23 protein-coding genes and 1 tRNA gene are annotated in these 21,430 nt (G+C 46.1%); 13 read left to right on the top strand and 11 right to left on the bottom strand.

The window, feature by feature from the left end; translation table 11 throughout:
* Window positions 1-37: 37 nt before the first annotated feature.
* Complete coding sequence (locus ACK3SF_RS03165; RefSeq protein WP_414837244.1) at window positions 38-277, bottom strand: topoisomerase DNA-binding C4 zinc finger domain-containing protein; 240 nt, start codon at window positions 275-277, stop codon at window positions 38-40.
* 111 nt (window positions 278-388) lie between these two features.
* On the opposite strand from ACK3SF_RS03165, the gene ACK3SF_RS03160 reads away from it, so the two are divergent.
* The 5 genes from ACK3SF_RS03160 (at window position 389) to ACK3SF_RS03140 (ending at window position 4,516) form a co-directional block, all read left to right on the top strand.
* Window positions 389-460, top strand: a tRNA-Gly gene (locus ACK3SF_RS03160).
* A gap of 178 nt (window positions 461-638) precedes the next feature.
* The gene (locus ACK3SF_RS03155; protein ID WP_414837243.1) at window positions 639-2,027 is read left to right on the top strand and encodes a LamG domain-containing protein; all 1,389 of its coding nucleotides are present in this window, start codon (window positions 639-641) and stop codon (window positions 2,025-2,027) included.
* A 7-nt stretch (window positions 2,028-2,034) separates the two neighbouring features.
* Window positions 2,035-2,700, top strand: a complete 666-nt coding sequence (locus ACK3SF_RS03150; protein ID WP_414837242.1) for a LamG domain-containing protein — start codon at window positions 2,035-2,037, stop codon at window positions 2,698-2,700.
* 127 nt (window positions 2,701-2,827) lie between these two features.
* Window positions 2,828-3,328 (top strand): NYN domain-containing protein, encoded by a 501-nt coding sequence (locus ACK3SF_RS03145; protein ID WP_414837241.1) that lies wholly within the window; start codon window positions 2,828-2,830, stop codon window positions 3,326-3,328.
* Window positions 3,329-3,343: 15 nt separating this feature from the next.
* Window positions 3,344-4,516 carry a CBS domain-containing protein gene (locus tag ACK3SF_RS03140; protein ID WP_414837240.1) on the top strand — a complete coding sequence of 391 codons (1,173 nt, stop codon included), beginning with the start codon at window positions 3,344-3,346 and terminating at the stop codon, window positions 4,514-4,516.
* A gap of 51 nt (window positions 4,517-4,567) precedes the next feature.
* On the opposite strand, the gene ACK3SF_RS03135 is transcribed toward ACK3SF_RS03140, so the two are convergent.
* The 3 genes from ACK3SF_RS03135 to ACK3SF_RS03125 all read right to left on the bottom strand — a co-directional run bounded on the left by ACK3SF_RS03135 (window position 4,568) and on the right by ACK3SF_RS03125 (window position 8,301).
* Window positions 4,568-5,533: a TIGR00341 family protein gene (locus tag ACK3SF_RS03135; protein ID WP_414837239.1), complete on the bottom strand. Its 966-nt coding sequence runs from the start codon at window positions 5,531-5,533 to the stop codon at window positions 4,568-4,570.
* A gap of 73 nt (window positions 5,534-5,606) precedes the next feature.
* Entirely contained in the window at window positions 5,607-7,400 is a 1,794-nt protein-coding gene (locus tag ACK3SF_RS03130; RefSeq protein ID WP_414837238.1) for a PINc/VapC family ATPase, read from the bottom strand.
* A gap of 46 nt (window positions 7,401-7,446) precedes the next feature.
* Entirely contained in the window at window positions 7,447-8,301 is an 855-nt protein-coding gene (locus tag ACK3SF_RS03125; protein WP_414837237.1) for a hypothetical protein, read from the bottom strand.
* A gap of 224 nt (window positions 8,302-8,525) precedes the next feature.
* On the opposite strand from ACK3SF_RS03125, the gene nrdR reads away from it, so the two are divergent.
* The 4 genes from nrdR (at window position 8,526) to ACK3SF_RS03105 (ending at window position 12,853) form a co-directional block, all read left to right on the top strand.
* The gene (gene nrdR, locus ACK3SF_RS03120) at window positions 8,526-8,972 is read left to right on the top strand and encodes a transcriptional regulator NrdR (protein ID WP_414837236.1); all 447 of its coding nucleotides are present in this window, start codon (window positions 8,526-8,528) and stop codon (window positions 8,970-8,972) included.
* Window positions 8,973-9,021: 49 nt separating this feature from the next.
* Window positions 9,022-11,952, top strand: a complete 2,931-nt coding sequence (locus ACK3SF_RS03115) for an adenosylcobalamin-dependent ribonucleoside-diphosphate reductase (protein WP_414837235.1) — start codon at window positions 9,022-9,024, stop codon at window positions 11,950-11,952.
* Window positions 11,953-11,998: 46 nt separating this feature from the next.
* On the top strand, window positions 11,999-12,223 hold the full coding sequence (locus tag ACK3SF_RS03110; protein ID WP_414837234.1) for a hypothetical protein: 225 nt from the start codon (window positions 11,999-12,001) through the stop codon (window positions 12,221-12,223).
* 75 nt (window positions 12,224-12,298) lie between these two features.
* Window positions 12,299-12,853, top strand: coding sequence for a hypothetical protein (locus ACK3SF_RS03105; protein ID WP_414837233.1), 555 nt, complete (start codon window positions 12,299-12,301; stop codon window positions 12,851-12,853).
* 19 nt (window positions 12,854-12,872) lie between these two features.
* Here the strand turns inward: ACK3SF_RS03105 and ACK3SF_RS03100 are convergent, their stop codons facing one another.
* From ACK3SF_RS03100 to ACK3SF_RS03090, 3 genes are read right to left on the bottom strand one after another with little or no spacing between them, the layout of a single operon-like run.
* Entirely contained in the window at window positions 12,873-13,922 is a 1,050-nt protein-coding gene (locus tag ACK3SF_RS03100; protein WP_414837232.1) for a hypothetical protein, read from the bottom strand.
* Between the two features lie 36 nt (window positions 13,923-13,958).
* The gene (locus ACK3SF_RS03095) at window positions 13,959-14,303 is read right to left on the bottom strand and encodes a VOC family protein (protein WP_414837231.1); all 345 of its coding nucleotides are present in this window, start codon (window positions 14,301-14,303) and stop codon (window positions 13,959-13,961) included.
* Between the two features lies 1 nt (window position 14,304).
* On the bottom strand, window positions 14,305-15,735 hold the full coding sequence (locus ACK3SF_RS03090; protein WP_414837230.1) for a hypothetical protein: 1,431 nt from the start codon (window positions 15,733-15,735) through the stop codon (window positions 14,305-14,307).
* 112 nt (window positions 15,736-15,847) lie between these two features.
* On the opposite strand from ACK3SF_RS03090, the gene ACK3SF_RS03085 reads away from it, so the two are divergent.
* On the top strand, window positions 15,848-16,324 hold the full coding sequence (locus ACK3SF_RS03085; protein WP_414837229.1) for a hypothetical protein: 477 nt from the start codon (window positions 15,848-15,850) through the stop codon (window positions 16,322-16,324).
* Between the two features lie 17 nt (window positions 16,325-16,341).
* Here ACK3SF_RS03085 and ACK3SF_RS03080 read toward each other — a convergent pair whose 3' ends face one another.
* Window positions 16,342-16,947, bottom strand: coding sequence for an HU family DNA-binding protein (locus tag ACK3SF_RS03080; protein WP_414837228.1), 606 nt, complete (start codon window positions 16,945-16,947; stop codon window positions 16,342-16,344).
* A 211-nt stretch (window positions 16,948-17,158) separates the two neighbouring features.
* A complete protein-coding gene (locus ACK3SF_RS03075; RefSeq protein WP_414837227.1) occupies window positions 17,159-17,836 on the bottom strand; it encodes a hypothetical protein in 678 nt (225 codons plus the stop codon).
* A gap of 120 nt (window positions 17,837-17,956) precedes the next feature.
* Between ACK3SF_RS03075 and ACK3SF_RS03070 the strand changes: the two genes are divergently transcribed.
* Complete coding sequence (locus tag ACK3SF_RS03070; RefSeq protein WP_414838362.1) at window positions 17,957-18,541, top strand: hypothetical protein; 585 nt, start codon at window positions 17,957-17,959, stop codon at window positions 18,539-18,541.
* A 38-nt stretch (window positions 18,542-18,579) separates the two neighbouring features.
* Here the strand turns inward: ACK3SF_RS03070 and ACK3SF_RS03065 are convergent, their stop codons facing one another.
* Window positions 18,580-19,383, bottom strand: a complete 804-nt coding sequence (locus tag ACK3SF_RS03065) for a hypothetical protein (RefSeq protein WP_414838361.1) — start codon at window positions 19,381-19,383, stop codon at window positions 18,580-18,582.
* A 106-nt stretch (window positions 19,384-19,489) separates the two neighbouring features.
* Here ACK3SF_RS03065 and ACK3SF_RS03060 point away from each other — a divergent pair, with 106 nt between their 5' ends.
* Window positions 19,490-20,146: a lactate utilization protein gene (locus ACK3SF_RS03060; RefSeq protein WP_414838360.1), complete on the top strand. Its 657-nt coding sequence runs from the start codon at window positions 19,490-19,492 to the stop codon at window positions 20,144-20,146.
* 144 nt (window positions 20,147-20,290) lie between these two features.
* On the opposite strand, the gene ACK3SF_RS03055 is transcribed toward ACK3SF_RS03060, so the two are convergent.
* Window positions 20,291-20,851 carry a hypothetical protein gene (locus tag ACK3SF_RS03055; RefSeq protein WP_414838359.1) on the bottom strand — a complete coding sequence of 187 codons (561 nt, stop codon included), beginning with the start codon at window positions 20,849-20,851 and terminating at the stop codon, window positions 20,291-20,293.
* Between the two features lie 87 nt (window positions 20,852-20,938).
* On the opposite strand from ACK3SF_RS03055, the gene ACK3SF_RS03050 reads away from it, so the two are divergent.
* Entirely contained in the window at window positions 20,939-21,418 is a 480-nt protein-coding gene (locus ACK3SF_RS03050; protein ID WP_414838358.1) for a hypothetical protein, read from the top strand.
* Window positions 21,419-21,430 lie beyond the last annotated feature (12 nt).

The raw sequence follows: 21,430 nt of genomic DNA, 5'->3' as shown, positions 1-21,430 counted from the left end.
GTAACTATCTACAGGTAACAATAAAAGTTTTTGTTTTTTATTCGTCGTCGATCAGGGCCTCTACCTGGAAAGTTTCCTCGCACTGAGGGTATCCTTCGCATCCCCAGAAGAATCCGTAGCGGCCTTCCTTGATCTTCATCGGCATCCCGCATTCCGGACAGGCAACTTCCTTCGGATCGTCGTCCTTGTGTTCGTTACAGACCGGCTGTCCGGCGGAGTTTTTCTTTGTTGCGGATTCCCCGCAGAAAACACATTTCGACATCTTTGTCTCAGGCATGGAAAGTTTTTACCCCGTATCTAATTTAAATCAGCGGCATTTTCTTGACATGTTACAGGCCTCCACATTTAATTTAAAACAGTAACACCACTTCTTACTTTACACAGGAAAGCGGTGTTGGTCCAGTGGCTACGACTCGTGCTTGCCATGCACGCGACCCGGGTTCAAATCCCGGACACCGCATCAAAAAATTTCTTTTGATGCTCAGAGAAGCAGATACTGCTTCGGCCGCAAATTTTCTCATTTGCTTGCTTAAGAAAATCTCATTGAGATTTTCGGACACTGCATCAATTTTTCTCCTAAAATTTCCCGTTTCTCTGCAAACAGATTTAACACAGGCCTCTACAAAGATTAAGTAGAGATGACTGGATTGATTGGCTGGTGGCCTCTACACGAAAAATCCGGATCAAAGGCCTATGATCTTTCTGGCAACGGAAATCACGGGAATCTGAACGGAGGCCTTACACAGGGCGTAGCTGGTAAAGGAGGCCTTGAGGCAATAAGCTTCGAGGGGAATAGCGGATATGTCAATATAGGATCTATGAATGATTTAATTTCTGCAGGAGGTAGTTTTAGCATCTCTAGATGGATCAAGCCAAATACCACGGCCAATACAATGGAAGGTGTGACGGATTATGATGGTTCAAATGCCGGTAATGATAATTCGATTTCTGTAGGTGTAGATGATGGCACTTGGGCTGAAGGCGGTATATACTTGAGAGCGTATAGAGGTGAAGGTAGTTCTTCAACTCAGAGATATCATATTTCAACAGGAGAATCTGTAGATCCTGATAAATGGTACAATATAACGGTAACTTGCGATGGATCACAGATCAGGCTTTTTGTAGATGGTGTACAAAAGGCCTCTGAGGCCTTCGATGGAATGCCTAACTTCCAGACAGATCATGATTCAGAGAACTGTGCATACTTCATGGGTGCAAGGAACAAGGGGGATGGAAAGTCAGAGACATATACAGATTTTACAAGCGGCCCTATGAGGGTATACAACCGGTCTCTTTCTCAATCTGAAATCCAGACGCTTTACGAGTGGGGCAATGGAGACTATGTGAGACCTCTTAATAATGATAATAGTCCTTCTGCAGTCTCGAGATGGGCCTTTGATGGGAACGTGGATGATTCGTGGGGTTCTTATTCTTCGAGTGATCAGACGTCTACTGGTTATTCAAACGGGGTGAGAGGTCAGTCCAAGAGATTTAATTCATCTCAGGGTGACTTCGTTAGCGTTAATTCTGGTAACAGTCTTTCGGAGGATTTCACTTCTACAGGGATAACTGTCTCTGCGTGGGTGAATACTTCAAGTACAGGAGCCAGGAAAACTGTATGGGCGGGAAATGGAGCTAATGCCTGGTGGGACACACGTGTAAATGAAAACGAGAAACCTGAGTTCTGGTACTCTAATTCGGGCCAGAATTCTCATATTACATCTCCTGAAACTGTCATTAATTCAGAATGGTATCATCTTGCCTTTGTTTGCCGTCCGTCGGATTATCAAATGAGTATTTATATGAACGGCAGTAGGGCAGCCTCCGGAGGAAACGGCAATACTCCAAACACGAAACAGTTCTCTAAAACAAGTATAGGAGACCGAAGTGGAGATGAATACATGGATGGAGACATTGATGATGTCAGGATTTATGACAAGGCCTTGTCTCCTTCAGAAGTCTTCGAGCTGTATCGTTGGGGGACTAGAGGCCGTGACTTGAGGAAGTTTACAGTAAATTCGAGGTGACAGTTTTTTGCTCAGAGCATACTACAATTTTGAACAGTCTGAAGGAGATTTGCTGGATCTTTCCGGCAACGACTACAGTAGTTCTGACTTGAGTGTGACCTCCAGAAATAGTTCCGGGATTCTGAATGGGAACTGTTTCAGATTTGATAGCTTCACTGACTATGTCAATCTCGGGCCTAACTTCCAGTTCTCTGATTCTGAAGAATTCAGTATATCTTTCTGGTACAACAGGACAGGCCTTGATAATAACGACAGGCTTCTTGGATTTGATACTACGGCAGGATGGGGATTTCTCTTCGATAAAAACTATATTGACGGCGGGAATGATCTTGTCTTCCGATTTGACAGGACGAATCTTGAATCAAAAGCCGGGGCCTCGGAGAATCAGTGGTACCACGCCGTTGTCACGAGGAAATCTTCGGGAGAAGTCAAACTGTATATAGACGGAGAGCTCAAGGCCTCAATGCAGAGTTCTTCCTGGACCACGCCTGGAGATGATTTTATTGTCGGAAGTACAGGACGTGACGGCGGAGTGTATTCTGATGACGAAAGATTCAATGGATTTATCGATGAACTGCGGATTTATGACAGGCCTCTGACAGAAAGCGAAGTCAGTTATCTGTACGGTGTCGGAAGTAAAGGCCTTCATGTCAGTTCTGTGAAGGGTTCCTGATTTTTCAGGAATCGGTTAACTTTTAAGCCTCGCCGTCGTTTTTATCCTTGAAAATTGGAAAATTTTCGACTTAAAAATTCGGTATAGGCCTTTTTTCAAGGGTCTTTTATTGAGAGTGATTTGAAAAATGACTGAAATTCACGACGATCAAAGAGTAGGCGTCTTTGTGGACGTCCAAAACATGTACTACAGTGCTAAAAATCTCTATAATGCAAAAGTTGATTTCAAGAAGCTTCTTGACAAGGCTGTGATGAACAGGCAGCTTGTAAGAGCATCTGCATACGTTATCAAGGCAGATACTCCTGATGAGGAAAACTTTTTCGAGGCCCTGCGTAAAATCGGTTACGAGGTCAAGATCAAGGAGTTGAAAGAGTTCTACAGCGGTGACAAGAAAGGAGACTGGGATCTGGGAATGTCAGTAGACATGATCCAGCAGGCAAAGAAGCTTGATACAGTCGTCCTTGTTACAGGAGACGGAGACTTCGCAGTTCTTGTTGATCACCTGAAGGCGATGGGATGCCGTGTCGAAGTCATGAGCTTCGGACGCTCATCTGCCAAGGAGATCAGAGAGTCAGCTACAAAATTCATCGATATGGATGAAGATCAGAACAAGTTCCTTGTAGATTAGAGGTGTAACAAAAAAATGGAAAATGCAGCTAACATTCAGGCCTCTGACGTCGAAAATGAAAATCCTCTAACAGTATCCGCTGAGAAAAATCTTGCACAGATCAAAGCTTTGATGGAGGAAGAAGAGATCCGTGCAGTTCCCGTTGTCAAGGATGAAGAATTCCAGGGAGCTATAGGATATAGAGAGCTTATCAGACATCTCCAGTTCAATCCAAAGAAGACCAAGATAAGCAAGGTGCTTCATCAGCCTCCAGAATACGATGAAAATGATTCGCTGATTGATCTAGCTGATCTAAGGATTAACTCTGGACGAAAATTGCTTGTAAGAGTTAAAGGAGGAAAAGTGCAGGGAGTAGTCGGTGACAAAGAATTCCTTGAAATTGCAAGCGATACTGAAGAATTCTCCAGTGTTTCAACAGGAAATCTCGCTTCACAGGATGTTATAAAGGCCTTTGAGGAGGATTCTCTGGAAAAGACACGTCACACGATGCTGGACAATAATATCTCCCGTCTTCCTGTAGTGGATAAGAACGGGAATCTTACAGGTATCATCCGCAGTACAGATCTTCTGAAGGCGATGATTCCTATGGAAAGTCCTGACTCTGGAGGAACTTCAGGAGGAAGACACGGGACGAAAGAGATCAATATCGCCGGTGGAGACGAGAAAGACAAGATGTCGGATATCCCTGTAGAGGAATTGATGCAGCGTACAGTGACGACAAGCGAGGAACACATGAAAGCCGACAAAGCTGCCGGCATGATGACAGATCAGGATTCAGGAGAGATTGTATTCGTCGATGGTAAGTACCCTGAATCGATTGTCACTGCGAAAGATCTTATCGATCACCTTGAAAGCCTCAAGGCCTCTAACACAGTACTTGTCCAGCTTGTAGGCCTAGAAGTTCCTGAGGAAAAAGCAGCTTTACATGAAAAAGTAAGGACACAGCTCCGTGGCTCACTTGGAAGAAAGCTTGAGAGTCCTGAAGAACTGACGATCCATATCAAGAAAGCGGAGAAAGACGGCAAGAAACACCGTTACGAGTTCAATGCCAAGCTCTATTCAGAGTACGGCATCACAAATGTCCAGGCAGACGGATGGGACATGCTTGAAGTCATGGATGAAGTCCTCGATGAACTTAACACCGTCATCGGGAAGAAAAAGGACAAGAAACAGGAGAAGAGGCGTTAAAGGCTTCCTCCTTTCATTTTTCATTTAATTTCTGCCGCTGATCTTTACTTTCTAGTAAGGATTCATAAGCAAAATCGTTGCCACAGCCAGCATAACTACTACAGCAACAGGAAGAACGTATCTCAATCTTTCAGCAGTCTTTTTCTTGTAGTATGTAGATGGCTTGAACCCAAGAAGCTTCAGTGAGACAGAGCCGGAGACAAGTACTGCAAGCAAGTTGATCAGTGCAAGTGAAACTGCATTATATGTGAAAAACAAGTTCTGTACTCTGAGGCCTATTCCTGCAGCTGCAAGCGGTGGAACAAGTGCAACAGCGACAGCCACTCCTGCTATCTGATCCCTGTAGCCTGTGACGAATGCGAGAGCTGCTGCTGAACCTACGAAAAGAGACAGCAACAGATTTTCAAGGCCTGCTGATACAATTAAATTCATTGTGGAGTTGACTGTAGGATTGAAAGGGATTACAGAGATCCCGGAAATCAGTATGGCCAGTAGGCCTCCTCCTATACCTGTGAAAAGACCTTCTTTCAGCAGTTTTCCATCGCCGACTGTCAGGGCGATAGAGCTTGAAACGATAGGTGAAAGTACAGGTGCCAGCATCATCGCCCCAATAACTACGGCTATATTGTTCAGCATAAGCCCATACGCTGCTATGGCCGATGAAAGTCCCATAAGCATCCATTGAGGCCTGTTAAATGTTGATGATTCCTGGGCCTTGCTGTATACTTCCTCCTGAGAGAGCTTGGTGGATGAGCCACGCGTTTTCTGCCCTTTCTCTATGAGGGCCTGTTGATCGATCAGTCTTATCTTCAATTCTCCGGAATCAAGCTCTTTGATCGATTTAAGCTCTTTCGAGAGTTCATCAACATCCTCTGATTCTACGGTCGCTGTGAGAACAGTTATCTTTTCCTCATCGCTCTCTCCATCCATAGAAAGTATGTCAGAGCTGTATTTCCCAAGTACTTCACGTACCTGTTCTGTGTTCTCGTCAGGGATGTTGATCTGTACCTGTTTCACAGTCTAGAAAACGAGTTGCTTGGATTAAAAGATAATGTGGGAAAAATGTAGAGGCCTTTGAAATTAGTCAACTTCAGGACTTGACCTGTAGCTGGCCTCTGGCATGTGCGTTGAGCACCTGGTCTGCAAGATCTGACTCCTTTGTCAGTGAGACTTCACCTTTCTTCCCGACTGTGGCAGCGAAAAGGAATTCTCCGTTTCTCTGGACATCAACTTCCTTTCCTGCGTATTCTGCTCCGATTTCGATGACAACAGATTTTCCACGTTCCTCTATACTGTAGTCTACACTCTGTTTTGTGATCTCTCCTCTCGGCTCTACAGTTATATCGATACCAAGTTCTTCCTCGATACGGTCAATATTTTCACCGCCCTTCCCTATAATATGGGAGATGTCGTCTTCATCCACGAACAACTTGATATGATCGTCTGAAATGAACTCTATCTCCGGATTGTCCACGTACTGTCTCAACTGGTGCTCAAGCTGCTTACGCGCAAGTCTTTCCGCACCAGACTCCTCTGTCTCTCCCGAAGTAGGAACGACAACTGTCTCCTCTCCGTAAGTATAAATCTCATATTCGGCCTCTTCAGTCTCAAAGTTCTGAATCTGTATAACAGGCCTCGCCAGATCCTCCTCAGTCATTCCCTCAGGAACTTTAACTTTCAGCTGTAACTTGTACACCTTCGAGATCTCTGCGTCACGGATATGGATGACTGTGTCACAGACCTGTGGGATCATTCCCAGCTCTACGCGCCCGATCAAACGCTGCACGGCATCGACTGCCTCAGAGGCATGAACTATACCGATCATCCCCACACCGGCCATCCTCATATCCGAGAAAACCTCGAAATCAGAAGTCTTCCTGACCTCATCGAAGATCGTGTAATCGGGCCTCGCCAGTAGAAGGAAGTCGCCAGTGTTCTCCATGGAATCCTCTAGAGCCGAGTACTGTGTTATGTCAGGGCCTACATCGAGATCACGCGGCTTCTCCATAGTCTTGACGACCTGATTGTTCTCCTCGTAGTACTCTGCCAGAGCCTGAGCAAAAGTAGATTTTCCGTGTCCTGGTGCTCCGGCAACAAGGATTCCCTCGGCCTCTGTCCTCAATCTTGTGAGAAGCTTCTCACTCATCTCGTAATCGTCCAGTGAAACTTTTGCGACAGGCCTTACAGCCGTGATCTCCGCAGCCTCGGAGAAAGGAGGCCTGGTCATCGCAATCCTGTATCTTCCGATCTGAAGCACTGTAGCACCTTCCTTCTGCATCTCTATAAGGCCTTCATCCGAGATCTCCGCCTTCTCGATAGTCTCTGAAATTATCTTTTCGATATCTTCTTTTGAAAGCGGCTCGTCTCTTATCTCCTCAAGCCTGAACTGTCCTGGGAGGCCTCTCTTCGCCTTTGGTACTGCTCCCTGTTTCAGATGCACACTCATAGTTTTTTCATCGAAGTACTCTTCCAGCGAGAACTCTGTGACACGTTCTTTTTCGAAAAGTCTGTGTTTGATTCCCTTTGCGTCTGCTACACGGGCCTGTACGATATCTCCTGTATAAAGTGTAGCTGATTTTTCCTCGGCGACGTCACGGATCAATGCATCGATACGGCCGTTGTTCGCCAGATTTATCTCTTCCTCTGTAGGCCTGCGGCCTGTAAAGTTTAGCTCCAGGCCTTTTTCCTCGCATAGTTCTCTAATTTTCTTTATCTCTTCGAATCCTTTGTACCCTGTTTCCTGTCCACGGTTTGCCTGATTCTCAAGCTCATCAACGACAAATTCCGGGATTATAATTTCTGCATCTACTTCTCCGGTCTCTATAAGATCTGAAAGTTTTCCGTCGATGATTATGGATGTGTCAGGAACGATTTTCTCTGTCATAGTATCTGAATCCTTCAAGCAGTATTTTGTATGGAAGTTTCAAAAATCACGTGGCACTGTCCTTCAGGGCCTGAGCCATATACTCGTTGCCGCCGAAGTCTGAAGGATCTACATCACTCCAAGCGCCGTATTCTTCCTGTACACGGGCCTCTGTAGCTTCTTCCAGGAGATCCAGTTGGTCGAGTACCATGTTCGCGAACTCGAATCCTTCAGGCGTCAAACGGTAGTTATCGGTAAGGAGATCGTGATCATCCTTCATGGCGTATGCAAAGTTTTTCGTCGTCCCGTATGTCAGGCCTGTCGCATCACTGACTTCTCTGTGAGTCATACCGGCCCCGTACATGAAAAGAGCTTCAAGCTTTCTACCGGACACATCTTCATCAAGTTTTTTCGTCGTCAGATCCCGGTAGACTTCCCCTACATCCTCAACTCCTACGCCATCAAGCTCGTAATCCCGTGGATCAGTGTTCAAAAACACCTGTCCTTCACGACTCACCTGGAGTTCTCCGTCCACATTATCCGTCAGGCCTGCCTCCCTGTAATTTTGCTTCCAGTCACGCTCAGTACGACCTTCTACAGGAAAATCCCATCCTATATCAAGCGCCCGGAGGCCTTCAAGCCTCTTGTTCCCATCACTCGTAGTATCTATACTCCCGTATATCTGATCAAGCGCCCTGAAACCGTAATCCGGCATCTCAAGCGCCTCATCCTGAAAATCCTGCGGATCAAATCCTCTGAGAACTTCATCTTCGAAAACTTCGCCTATACTCCATTCCTCCATGCCGTTGTGAGTGTGAGGCCTCTCCATCAGCTCTGTAACTTTTTCAGCGAGGCCTGTAGCACGCATAGCCTGTAAAATATATCGCTGTGCGACGTCTGCGGAGTGAGGCCCATTTGCCATAGTTGTGGATATGCAGAAAACAGTTAAAACACCATCGATTCGTTGTTATGGCTCGGTGAACATTCACGCTGTTCGAACGGTGTTAACATGGCAGAGTATTTAAGGGAAGGGTGTCTAATTGGTGGATGCGAAGCACGATATGTAGGGGGAGGGGACCGAGGTTCTCCCTATATATGTAACTTAGTGCAGTTTAGCTGAAAAAGAACTAGAGGTAACTATATCCCATGAAGTGTATCTACTGCGGCAACGGAAAATCTAAGGTTATCGACACGAGAGATAGCTGTGAGAAAATCCGCAGAAGAAGAGAATGCAAGGACTGTGGCCGCCGTTTCACAACTTACGAGACTGCAGAAAGCTTCGATATAACTGTGACTAAGAGAGACGGCGAAGACGAAAAATTCGACGAGGAGAAAGTCAGGAGCGGTATAGAAAACGCCACGAAAAACACCAAAGTCGAGGAAGACGAGATCGAGGAAATGATCGAGGAAGTCAAAGAAAAAATTAGAGGAGAGAAAGAAGTCTCTGCAGAGCATATCGGCGATCTTGTTATGGAGGCCCTGAAGAAAAGGAATCAGGTGGCCTATATCCGTTTTGCATCAGTCTACGAAAAATTTGAGGACGTTGAATCTTTCCAGAAAGAAGTTGAGCAGCTGAAAGAAGCTGAAAAATAATGCTAGTATTTGTTCCAAAAGCAAAACAACAAAGAATGTGATCCACAAGATGAAAAACGACATCAAGCAGAAAGCAGATTTCAAACTACCGGTAAAACGCACAACAGGCGATACAGTCGAGGAAAGGCTGACAGAGAACGCCTATGACAGGATTCTTCCAGCCCGATATCTTCTCAAAGACAAGGACGGAAACGTCACAGAGACTCCTGAGGAGATGTTCGAACGTGTCGCTAAGAACGTTGCACAGCCAGACAAGGAGTACGACGATGTAGACTTTGAGGACTCATGGAAAGAGTTCTACGACCTGATGACACATCAGAAGTTCATGCCTAACTCTCCAACACTTATGAATGCTGGAGCAGATCTTCAGCAGCTTTCAGCATGTTTCGTTGTCCATCCTGAAGACGATATGGACTCGATCTTTTCTACTGTTCACGACGCTGCAAAGATCTTCCAGAGTGGAGGAGGAATGGGATATCCTTTCCATCTTATGAGGCCTAAGGGAGATATCGTAAGTTCTACTGGAGGAGTTTCCTCCGGGCCTATGAGCTTCCAGCAGGTGTTCGACACCATGTGTGGAACGATCAAGCAGGGAGGAAAACGTAGAGGAGCCCAGATGGGCATCATGCGTATCGACCATCCTGACGTTCTACGTTTCATCACAGCCAAGAGAAAGGAAGGAAATCTTTCCAACTTCAACATCTCTGTAGGCCTGACAAGTGACTTCATGGAAGCCGTCAAGAACGATGAGGAGTACACGTTGATCAATCCTCGAACCGACGAGCCTTTCGAAGTCTCTGAGATGACCGCACAGTTCTACAACAGCGATGAGGACTGGTATCCTGAGGCCTCAGGATCCGATCAGGGAAGAGACGATAACTTCTGGAGAGATCACTCACACACGTTCGGAGATGAGATCGACGAGTTCGATATCGAGCTTGAACCTGGCGAAGAGATGACTCTTCCAGCACGTTTCATCTGGGAAACTTTGATCGACGGAGCCTGGAGAAACGGAGAGCCAGGCCTGTTCATGTACGATGAGACCAACGAGATGCACTCATTCGACGTAGAGAAGCATCCTGAACACAGCATCGAGGCCACGAATCCGTGTGGAGAGCAGCCTCTCGAGAACTACGAGGCCTGTAATCTTGGCCACATCAATCTTTCCTTGCTTGTAGAGGATCAGGGAGACGGCACAGCTCTTTCCTTCCCTGAATGGAAACAGGAGAATCAGGATCGTTACGACTTCGAGGATGAAGGCGATCTTGAGGCAGCTATGCAGGAGTACATCCACGACGCACTTGACATGGAAGAGTTCGAGGATGTAGCGAAGACAGGCCTCAGATTCCTTGACAACGTCGTCACAATGAGTGACTTCCCACTGGAGGAGATCGAGGAAACAGTTACAGACCTCAGAAAAGTCGGACTGGGCCTTATGGGATTCGCTCAGATGCTGATCCAGCTCGGAATCCGCTACGGATCAGATGAATCAGTTGCAGCAGCGAAAGAGATCCAGAGAGTTATCACACGCTTCAGCATCGAGGAATCTAACAGGCTTGCCGATGTACGTGGAGAGTTCCCTGAATGGGAGAAATCCAAGTGGGCAAATCCAACAGAACACGAAGACTGGTTCGAGCAGTACACAGGAGGCCTGGACGCAGAAGACTTTGAAGACGGCCTAAAGATGAGAAATCACAACACTGTAACGATCGCACCGACAGGAACGACTTCCATGATCGGAAACACATCCGGAGGATGCGAGCCAATCTTCAGCCTGGCCTACTTCAAGAACGTTGCAAAGGACATCCAGGGAGAAGACATGCTCGTCGAGTTCGACGACTACTTCATCAAAGCTCTTGAAGCCAACGACGTTGACATCGAGGAAGTCAAGGCAGCTGCGCAGGAGAAGATGGAGAACAACGAATGGGAAGGAGTAGAAAGCATCCCTGACGAGGTTCTTCCGGCAGATGTCAAGGAGATGTTTGCCACAGCCAATCAGGTAAGCGCCAAGGAACACGTCGACATCCAGGCAGCTTTCCAGTACCACAATCACTCGGGAATCTCCAAGACATGCAACTTCCCTAACTCGGCTACAAAGGAAGACGTCAGAGAGGCCTATATGAGGGCCTACGATAAAGGCGTCAAAGGCATGACAGTGTACAGAGACGGTACAAGAGAGACACAGGTCATGCAGACCAACAAGGAGAACACCTTGACAGACATGGACAAAGTCGACATGCTTTCCGAAGTCATCGAAGAGTTCGGCGGGGCAGAAAGCCTGTTGAGCTCCAACGAGTTCAAGGAAGTCGTCGGCGACACAGACATGGAAGTCCAGGAAGAGACAGAAGATCTCTCCAAGGAAGTCACACAGGAAGGCGTAGAAGCAGACTCCACGACACCGGACAACTCCACAAAGATGAGCAAGTCCAACGGAGTCGAGGAGAGGCCTAACGTCGTCAACGGCACAACACAGGAAATTGAGACAGCCTACGGAGATCTCTTCGTCACAATCAACGACGCAGAGAACAACGGGCCTTTCGAAGTATTCGCCAGAGTCGGAAAAAGTGGAGGATACACACAGTCCTTCACAGAGGCCCTTGGAAGAGTCTCATCACTGGCCTTGAGAAGCGGTGCAGACGCAGAAGAACTCGTCAATCAGCTTGACGACATCCGCTCCCCACAGATTGCATGGGATCAGGGACAACAGATCCACTCAATCCCAGACGCCATCGCAGAAGCCATGAAAAGGCATCTCAAAGGCGGACAGGGAAGCCAGCAAACAGTCGACCAGTACGACGAACCAGCTGAAGACACAGGAACAACACAGGCCAAGACAGAAGTAGAACAGGAAGCAGACCAGGCCGACGCATCAGCAATCGTCGAAGACGGAGGCAATCCAGAATGCCCAGACTGCGGCGGCATGCTCGTCCTACAGGAAGGCTGCAAGAAATGCCCAGACTGTGGATGGTCAAAGTGCTGAAAAGGGAGTAAATCTCCCTTCCTAAATTTTTAAGGAGGTGAAAAATTTGCCAGTAGACAAACACTATTCAACAGTAGTGGGAGGAGTTCTTACTCTGCTTACTCTAGAGCCTATGGCAGAGATGCTTCTAGGGCTTAATATCGTTGGTAGCCTAGGTCCAGAAGTTATGGGACCGTCACTAACGGTAATCGTCTTTATCATCGGGGTTTTAATGATGACAAAAGGCGGCACTAGAGCAGCAGAATTTGTTGAAGAATTAGTACAAAGATAAAGGCTTGGTAGAGCCTCAATCTACCACTTCCAGCATTTCTTTAATCTAATCGGTTGGAGATGCTATGTACTTATTATGTCAGTAATCGAGTTGCTTAGTGATTTCACAGAATTTATTGAAGATCCTAATAGGATGAAATACATTCAAGGTGCTATTATTGGTTTTATTCTAGTTGCTACTGTGTTTAACTTCGTAGGAGTGAAGGGAGAAATAGTAACAGATGGCGGAGAGTATAAATTAGATACTAGTGCAAATGGTGAAGAAGTATTACATTGTAAAGAAATTCCCCTAGGTCTCTTTGATGTTTCTAGGGAGTTAGTTTGTTCGAAAAATGACAAAGATATCGGTGAGGACGGATTAATTGATCATGATTACTCTGTTGAGAGTAATTTAGTGATAAAGAAAAGCGGAACTTCTGAACAAGTACATGCCGATATTTCTAATGGGAAATCTGTTTCATTAGAGCAGTTTAACGTTAAACTAGAACGTGTTTCTGAGGAATCTATGACAGTCTCAGTAGCTTTATCTAACAACCCTACAATAGTAATGTGGAATGTTAGTATGCTTTTCGGCCTGTTTGGGTTTTTTATAATCGTAATGAGATTTGTGCAATGGAGAAATTCTCAATAAAATATTTATCTAGGCTTCATCAAAATGAGTTATCTCTATATCTCCATTCCAGGCCTTCCAAGTCTTTTTCAGGCCTCAGTGGACTTTTAGGAGGATTTTCCGGTATTTTTTCTTGATTGTATGTTCTTGGTGCTACGTCGTTGGGGCCTTTGGGGTAGAAGATTGAGGCGACGGCGTGGATGTGTTGTCTTCCGATGTCGAGTTCGAACTGGCCTCCGCCGTACATCTGTATGTTGTTTTCCTGGCAGTATTCGATAGTGTCCAGTAGGGATTTGACTGTGCCGAATCTTGACGGCTTTATATTTAGATAGTCAGGCCTGAATGGAAGTTTTTTGACTGATTTGAGGCCTGTGATTGGGTAGTCCCATGTGATGCGTTCTTTGAAGTTTTCCAGTACTTTTTCTGTCTCGTCTGTGAGTTTTGGATCTTCGATCAGGGCGTCCATCTTCTCCGCGATTAATCGATAGATTTCCGGATCTGGATTCATGCCGACGTTTTCTTTCTTGTAGTGGCCTTTGAGATCGACTACTTTTACTCTGTCCATCTCGACAAGTTTTTCGACAAAAGTTTCGTCCCAGGCCTCTGAGGCATCTAACTTGAACTCTATACTGGAGTTGAGTTCGATCAAGTCCTGTAATTTTTCGATACTTGGAGTGTCCATACTCAGTGATACGACGAATCTTAGAGGCCTGTAGCTTTCTCCAAGCGCTTCAGCCAGTGTTTGGTTGTTCTGTTTCAGCGCCAGGTCGAGTGCTGCGCTTTCGATTGCCCATCGCCTGTAGTTCTCATCGGTTTTATCGTATTCGACGTCTTCCGGGAAAAGTTTTTCTTCCTCTAATTTTTGCGAGAACTCGTGGAAAGTATATGTTCCTTCAAGTTCCAGGCCTGGATAGAAGTGTTTTTCCGGTTCGTAGATGACGTCTTCTCCTTTCCCCGTCTTTCTGTTGCCGGAGAACTTGACTACAGTGGTTTTTCTTGTGAAGTTTTCCGAGACTTTTTTCTCACGTGTCTCTGTCTCAAAACTTTCAATACGAAGTTCGAGGCCTTCAAGTTTGCTGTAAAGTTTCATGAGGCCTGTTTTGTATCTCCATGTATTTAATCCTGATCAGCGTTCATGTATCTCCAGGAGATTTCCTTCAGAATCTCTGAAAGTGAACCATCTGTGTCCATCTATTTCTTTTTCGTCCCGGATTTCTGTGAGGCCTCTGACTTTTTCCAGTGCTTCCTCGAAATTTTCTACTCCGAAAGCAGGTATTACAGAGTCTCCACGCTGTACTTCAGATTTTTCTCCGTCGGCTTCGGGATTGTAGAGGCCTATTTTTATCCCGTTGAATCTGTATTTTGCCATCCTGTTGCCGTCCATCTCCGGCGTTTTACCTGTCAATTCGCTGTAGAAATTTTTCGCTCTGTCCATCTCGTTTACTTTGATGATTATGTAACGCAGTTCCATTTTAACTTGTCCGTCTTTCCAGATCTTGAAGTATGCTTTTGAACTCTTCTTCAGAGGCCTGTATCTGATTGTTCAGGTCTTCAAGCCGCTTCATCTGGTCTTCTATCCTTCTGTTCTTGTTCAGAATGTTTTCCATCTGTTTTATGTGTTGCTGGGAGTCCAGGAACTCTTCTATTTCTTTTTTCAGTTCTTTTTCGATGAATGATCCGAGGAAGACGTAGTCTTTCTGTTCTTCGATCATTTTGTGGTAGGCCTGTTCCATCACTTCTTTTTTGATCTGTTGAGGGCTTTTTATCTGGCTGAAATCCTGTTTTATCTCCTCGAATTCCTGTTTCACGTTTTCAGGTTCGTCCCGGATATTTCTCTGTATGTACTGGAGGTCTTCTTTCATCCTCTCCAGTTTGTGGCTGATTCCCTCGTCCGCTCTTTCAAGTCTGTGGATAGGGATCTGGAAGTTCTGCGGTGTAAGCTGTTTCAGGAAGTCTTCCTTTTCTCCTCCGTCCTGGAAGAATCTCAAAGTATTCTGCCTGACGTGATCGATGACGTTGAGACGGGCCTCGTTTTCCCGGGCGTACCGTACGTTTTCTCTTATTATCTCGACGAAGTAATGTACCTCCTCGGGATTGCCGTAAGCACCGTATGAATCGGGAGAACTGTGGAAGTTCAGAGCTGATTCCCTGTTAGTTTTTTGCTTCATACGGATGTACTTGCTGATGAACTGGCAGGTCGCTTCATCCAGGCTGTCGATGAACTCCATACCAAGTTTTTTCGCAGTTGAGTTACGATGCAGATAGTTATGCGTGAACTCGTGGTTAAGCGTTGCATGGAAAGAATTCCAGTCTCTACGTCCATGCATAGAGTGATTGTTCAATACTTTCGGGAACTCGCTCAAGGCCTCTCTGAATTCCTGCGGACAGCTCCCTCTTTCTGCGATATCTAACTTGATTTTCCTGACTAGACTATCCACTTCTTCCTCCGGGAAAAAGTACATCCAGACACCGGTCTTTCCTCCGCGTCCAATAGCCCAGTCATCATCTGTATCCATCCAGTCAACTCCTTGCTCATCCAGTTTCTTGATAAGATGAGGCATAGGATAGTAGGCCTGATCTTGCTCTGTCCAGAGCCTGATATCCGTATCTCCAAGTCTCTGCATGAGATAATGTCTCATCATTACCGCCAGAAAATTCGAGTAACTGAGATCATCGTACGATTCCACTCCAAGATCCATATCGTGGACGGCCTCTCGGATCGTATTATAATAGCTATTTGAGCCGATATAGACATCTATGTCCGCATAATTGGGATTGGTGTGAGGGGCCTCTTCAGTCTCCTCTATCACTGTTTCGACGTATTCCTTCTTTTTCCGTTCCAGAAATCTGATTGTTTGAGATATCAGTTCGTCGGGATCAAAATCTTTCTTATCCGAGTTCATTTCCTGTAATCTTGTTTTCTGTCTAGAGGGATATAAAAACTGCTGCAATGCAGTCTTGAGACGTGTAGAGGCCTGACTTAGTTTTTTATTGTAACAATGATCAAGATTTCTTATGCCTAATGATGATTTTACTGAGAAGCTTCAGCAGCTTCTGGATGAGATGCGTGAAGAGTTAGAATATACACTACTTGAGGATCTTGGTGTTGCCCAGAAAGAGGAAAAAGATGTTAACAGGAAGGAAGTCCGCCAGGAGAACATGATGGAGGATGCTGACGCATGTGACGAAGCTGTTGTGGCTTCTCTGGAGTACTGGGAGCTTGCTACACAGGTTCAGATACTTTCCATGTTTGGAGATGTGCCTGAAGATGTAGAGAGTATGGCAAATCAGCTGGAATCCAGGATCAAGAGACTCATCGAGGAATGTTCTGATGAGTCAAAAATCAACAGGGCAAATATAAACGTCAGAGAAGCTGAAAAACGACTTAATAACGCCAGAAAGATGAGCGAGAGTCTTGGAAAAGATAACAGAAACCAGATGAGTATTAAGGACTTACTGGAAGAATTAGAGGAGATCAGCAAGGAAAAATAAAAAGTAAAAGGGAGGCCTCAGCGGTCTTCTCCAAGTATTATCTCTCCTGTTACGTCTTCCAGGCATCTCTTGGCGTCGGCTTTAGACAGGCCTGATTCAGAGGCCATTGCCTCGATGAGTTCTGCCTTGTTCATCGGCTCGACTCTGGCAGGTAGTCTCCAGTCTTCAAGGGATGTCGCTGTAACTCTGTAGCTGTTCTTGTTGTTCAGTTCTTCCTGTCTGATGCTGAGAGCTATATCTCCGTATCCGTCGCCGTCAAGATCTCCGACGTGCATGGAACTGATCTTGGAGAGTTCTGCTCCGGCCTTGAACTTCGGCTTCTTTTCTGGAGAAGTTACTGCTGCAGTTACCTGTCCTCTGTTCGAGGATAGTGTCTCTGTACTTTCCAGAGTAAGGATTCCATCTCCATCGCTGTCAGGGTCTACCCATGTCTGGACGACTAGTTCAAGTCTGATCGGCTTGATGCATACGTCTTCCGATACCTCATCCGGACATGCAGCACTGGATCTCTCCTGGTAAAGTGCGTTGCTGGCTTCAGCTCCTCGAGCCTCGAAAATCGGGTTTGCAAGGGCTGCGGTACTCATTGCCAGTACGAGCGTCATTAGTATTGCAAGTTTTCTCATAGCAACTGTTCCAGTACGCTGAGAATCTATAAGTACTTAACTCAAGTCTTTTTCCCTGTCCAGAAGTGAAAAAATTACCAGTCGTTGTGATACGGAGCTACATTGACATCGTATTCTTGTGAGAGCAGGCCTGCAAGCGTTCCATCGGCATCAAGTGCGTGCTGAATCCCTGTCACGACAAGGACGTTGTCGTCTTCATCAATCTGGCCTACTATCTGTTCGTACCATTCCTGATCTCTCTGATCCTGAAGTCTTCCCGGGCCTCTGCCTGTACACCAACATAGTCTTCCAGAGTTATATCGTATCTTTCCAGGCCTCTGTGAAAGGCCTCTTCGATATCCATGTCTTCATCGATTTTCCTGGGATCGACGTCATGTTCCATGATAGCTCCAAAATCTCTCATTAACGCGTCGAATCCTTCTCGGCTTAAAGCAGCATAGGAGGAGTATCCGCCGTCTTCCTCGAAGTCCATGTCCCTGATTTTTCGCATGAAATCGATGTAGTCCTCTCTACTTTCCTGGCCGTCTGCAATTATTTCCCCCAGAAACTCCAGCGGATACGCATCGCCGTCTCCTGGCTCTTCACTTGAGCCTCTTTCCATTCCCTCAAGTACTTCTTCACTGACTTCATCATCCAGATAGATAACTTCTTCGTCTACAGTATCAAATTTTACTGGCTCGGGGCCTCTCTGCATAGTTTCACGTACGTCGGCATGCAGCTCAGGGTCTGCCGGAAGCCCGAGAAGGGTGAACTCTATAAGTTCCTGAAATCCTTCCTGTGAGAAGCCTTCTGTAAAAATCTTGTCGAAATGCTCTAGTCTGTGTCGGTTCTCTATATCGAAATCTTTCCTTCTGAACTCCTCGTGGTTAGTTCCTATAATCTTGATCATTACTTTCCTCCTTAAGCCCTGTTTTCGCTAGAAAAATTATAAATCGCTGAGTCCGGATTTTCCCCTTTTGATCTGATTCTCTGGAAACTATTTTTAATTTTTTATCACTATCTGGTGGATATGTCGACGATAGACGGATATGTCGATGAAATCGAGTCTTTCGTAGATGATGTTATAGAATGGAGGGCTGAGGCCTCTGCTGAATCACGTGAAGTGCCAACTGAATTCGGCAAAGATGTTATCTCTTTCACTGCAGTAAATTTCTTTGATCATACACTGGATGTTCTGGAAGCGGCTGGAGAGCTTATAGAGGCCGACAGACAGGGTATGGATGTCTCTCAGGTGGAGGATGTTATCCATGAGTACAATGAGGCCCGTTTCAGCCAGATGACCACGTGGTACGAACACAGGACCGCAGTGGAAAACGTTGAATCCGAGCTTTCTGAATCCAGAGATGGAAACTATCCTGTCTTCGCCGAAGATATCCAGGAAAATATCTGGGAAGGCCTTGATGCCACCAGACAGGTGCACGAACATGTACAGGAAACTGATTATGCACAGGAAGTAGAAAACCAGTATGAGGAACTTATGCAGGAAGAGGAAGCTACTGTAAACTTCATAGAATCTATAGAACAGGCCTACGACGATGTATCCTTCCAGGAAGGAATGGAGCTTCTTGAAGAGGAAGGAAATCCTGCAAGATAAAATTGGAGGCCTTGAATCTGTCTTATCTCTCGAATGTTCTATCTTTCAGCCGAGGCCCTTGTGTCTTTGTTGAACGGTGCTGGTGTTCCTTCCATGGTATTTTCCAGGAACATGAGTTCTGCGTTGACCCATCTTGAGTTGCTTCTTGGATTATCCCGGTCATGTTGCTTGATAAAGTGATTTCTCCAGAAGCCGTGTTCGTCTTCATCTTCAAAACTCCGGCCGTGATCGTCACTCAGTTCTCTTTCAAGTTCTTCTCCACGCAACATATCGTCTCTCTGCTTCGAAGTAAGCTCTTCACGGCCTATATCAAAGTAACGAGCCATAGTAGGCCCGGAAACTTCCTCATCAATTAATCTGTTATCATTACTGTATCTTTCCTGACTTTCGAAAAGTCTGTGAGGATTATCCTCCCATTCACGCAGAAAAGTCTGGACAGGGAAACGGCCCTCAATTTTTTCGTGAAGCTTCTCATCGCTGTATCCGAACTCATTCCAAAGGCCTTCATACGCCTCCGTGAACTGCTGTACAAGGCCTTCTGTAAGATCCTGTGCTTCCTGAATTCTATCCCAGTTTTCAGCTCTCTCAGGATTCTCAAGCTCTTTTCTGGCATATTCCTGAACGAAGCGTGGAGAGGCCTCATCGGGCAAATTTCTCTCGACGTATTCTGCAGAGGCTTTCAGCATGTCAAGATCATGGCTGTAGTCCAGAAAACTTTGGGCCTGTTCTACAAAAATTTCCATTTCCTTGTTCAGGCGATTTGCCTTGTGGTAGACGTGCTCTATAGTTTCCTCAAGATCCTGAATTGAATCGTACTGCATCACATCCGGGCCCGAGCTCATAAGTACTGGTGCGTGACAAAAATTTATATCAGTTTATGGCGCTGACTGGTCCGGTAACTGATCTGTTACTTCTCCGCATTTAACTTTTCTCGAGTTTCTCTTCGATATGTATACTAAGGAGGATTTCATGGAAGATGTCGATGTAGACCACGAAAAATTTGATTCAGAGGCTTCCGAGGACGAGATCGAGGAAGCGGTAGAAAACCTCGAAGCCAACGGATTCGATGTAAAAGTAGTTGATTCTAGTGATGAAGCTCTGGAGGAGATCAAGGGAAAAATTCCGGAAGAGGCCTCTGTCATGAACGGTCACTCCACGACTCTTGAAGAGATTGGATTCATGGAGTACCTGAACGAGGGCGATCACGATTGGGAGAGTCTGCCAGGCAAGATCTGGTCGATCGACGACGATGAGAAAAGAAACGAGGAGAGAAGAAAAGCCACGACAGCGGATTACTTCCTTGGAAGCGTTAACGGAGTTGCGCGTGAAGACGGCTCTCTTGTCGCGGCTGATCTTTCCGGAAGTCGGATCGGGGCATATCCTTTCGCAGCCGGAAACGTCATCATCGTGACAGGAGTCAACAAGATTGTCAAGGATATTGAAGAGGCCCGTGACAGGCTCTGGGAGTACGCATACGAGTTCGAGAACGAGCGAGCACAGGAAGAGTACGGTGTGGAAAGCGCTGTTGCGAAAGAATTCCTCTACCATGCAGAAAGCGGCGACAGGACCACCGTAATCCTGGTCAAAGAGAAGCTGGGATTCTAGGCCTCTTTTTTCTTTTTTCTATCTTGATGTCTTACTGTGTACCGGCTTTGAAGACGAATGCGACTTCTAGAGGAATTCTTTCCAGTATAAGCGGGCCGTCAGCGATTGATGAGGCCTCATCCGTTCTCTTAATTGTTGTGTTGGTTATACGGATTTTTTCCAGTTATGTGCAAGTTCATATAGTTCAGGGCTGTAGAGGCCTTGTTCGCGTTCCATCTTGTTGACGCTGTTCAGGAGATGTGATCCCATCAGGTGTAGAGCCAGATCTTCATCGAGCCAGAGTGCTTCCTGATCGTTGAAATCAACTATGCCGAGTTCCCCTTCTATAAAAGCGAGATTGTCAAGGCCTAGATCAATTTTTATATCGTTTGACGCTGCTCTGAGGCCTATCTCACGTATCCTGTTGATATATCTTTCTGGTTCTGCGATTAATTCTTCGAGGGCGGGTTCAGCTGCGTCCTGGTGGACTACTGTTGTTTCGCCGAGGCCGTAGTACGGTATGTCCTGTTGCCATACCTCGGTATCCGGATAGGCTATCCCTGTCGCATCAAGGGCGTCCATATACATCTCTACTGTGTCAACAGTCACGTCGTCGGCGAGCTTGACATACGAGTCTTCAAGCCTGTAAACGCTGCAGTTTCTTCCCGATTCGACGTTTCCAGAAGGACCATGCTCCATCAGTATGTCTTTCAGAGTCCGATCCATAGCACCGCCTCAATTCCCAGAAAACACACCATAAAGTTTGTTGTTACTGATAAATTATAAAAATTTGATCTGTGTATTTATTGTTTAATGGACTCCTCTCTTTACCTGGCTGTACACCCAGGATACGCTTTTGAGAGCGATGAGTACCAGGAGCTAGGCCTGAGGCCTGAGGATTACTTCCGGCACAACCACGAATTTTTCGGAGAGTTCGAGAAGGACCTCGAGTCAGATGCAGATATAGCGGTGATGGAGGAGACAGGGACGGAGTACTCCAGAGATTATCTTGGAGGCCTATCTGAGGAAGTTGATCACTGGTTTGAGACAGTTCAGGGAGAGGCCAAGCTGAAGTACGATAACGCGGATGAGTTCATAGACGTTGTCAGAGGCCTGGACGAGGAGGCTGTGACTGTTTCCGGGGAGATTCATAATCTCTGTCAGGGACAGGCGGTACAGATAATAGAGTACGTTGCAGAGAAAGAGGATGTCGATATAGATGTACGGAGAGGCGTGGTGTTTCCTGAAAGGCCTCTGCAGAGAGATGATAACAACGATCTGGAGTTTGTATAACGAGGTGGAAAA

Source organism: Candidatus Nanosalina sp. VS9-1 (assembly GCF_047555085.1).
GTDB lineage: Archaea > Nanohalarchaeota > Nanosalinia > Nanosalinales > Nanosalinaceae > Nanosalina.
Note: the sequence above shows the minus strand (reverse complement) of the source record. Positions and strands in the feature narration are given on the sequence as shown.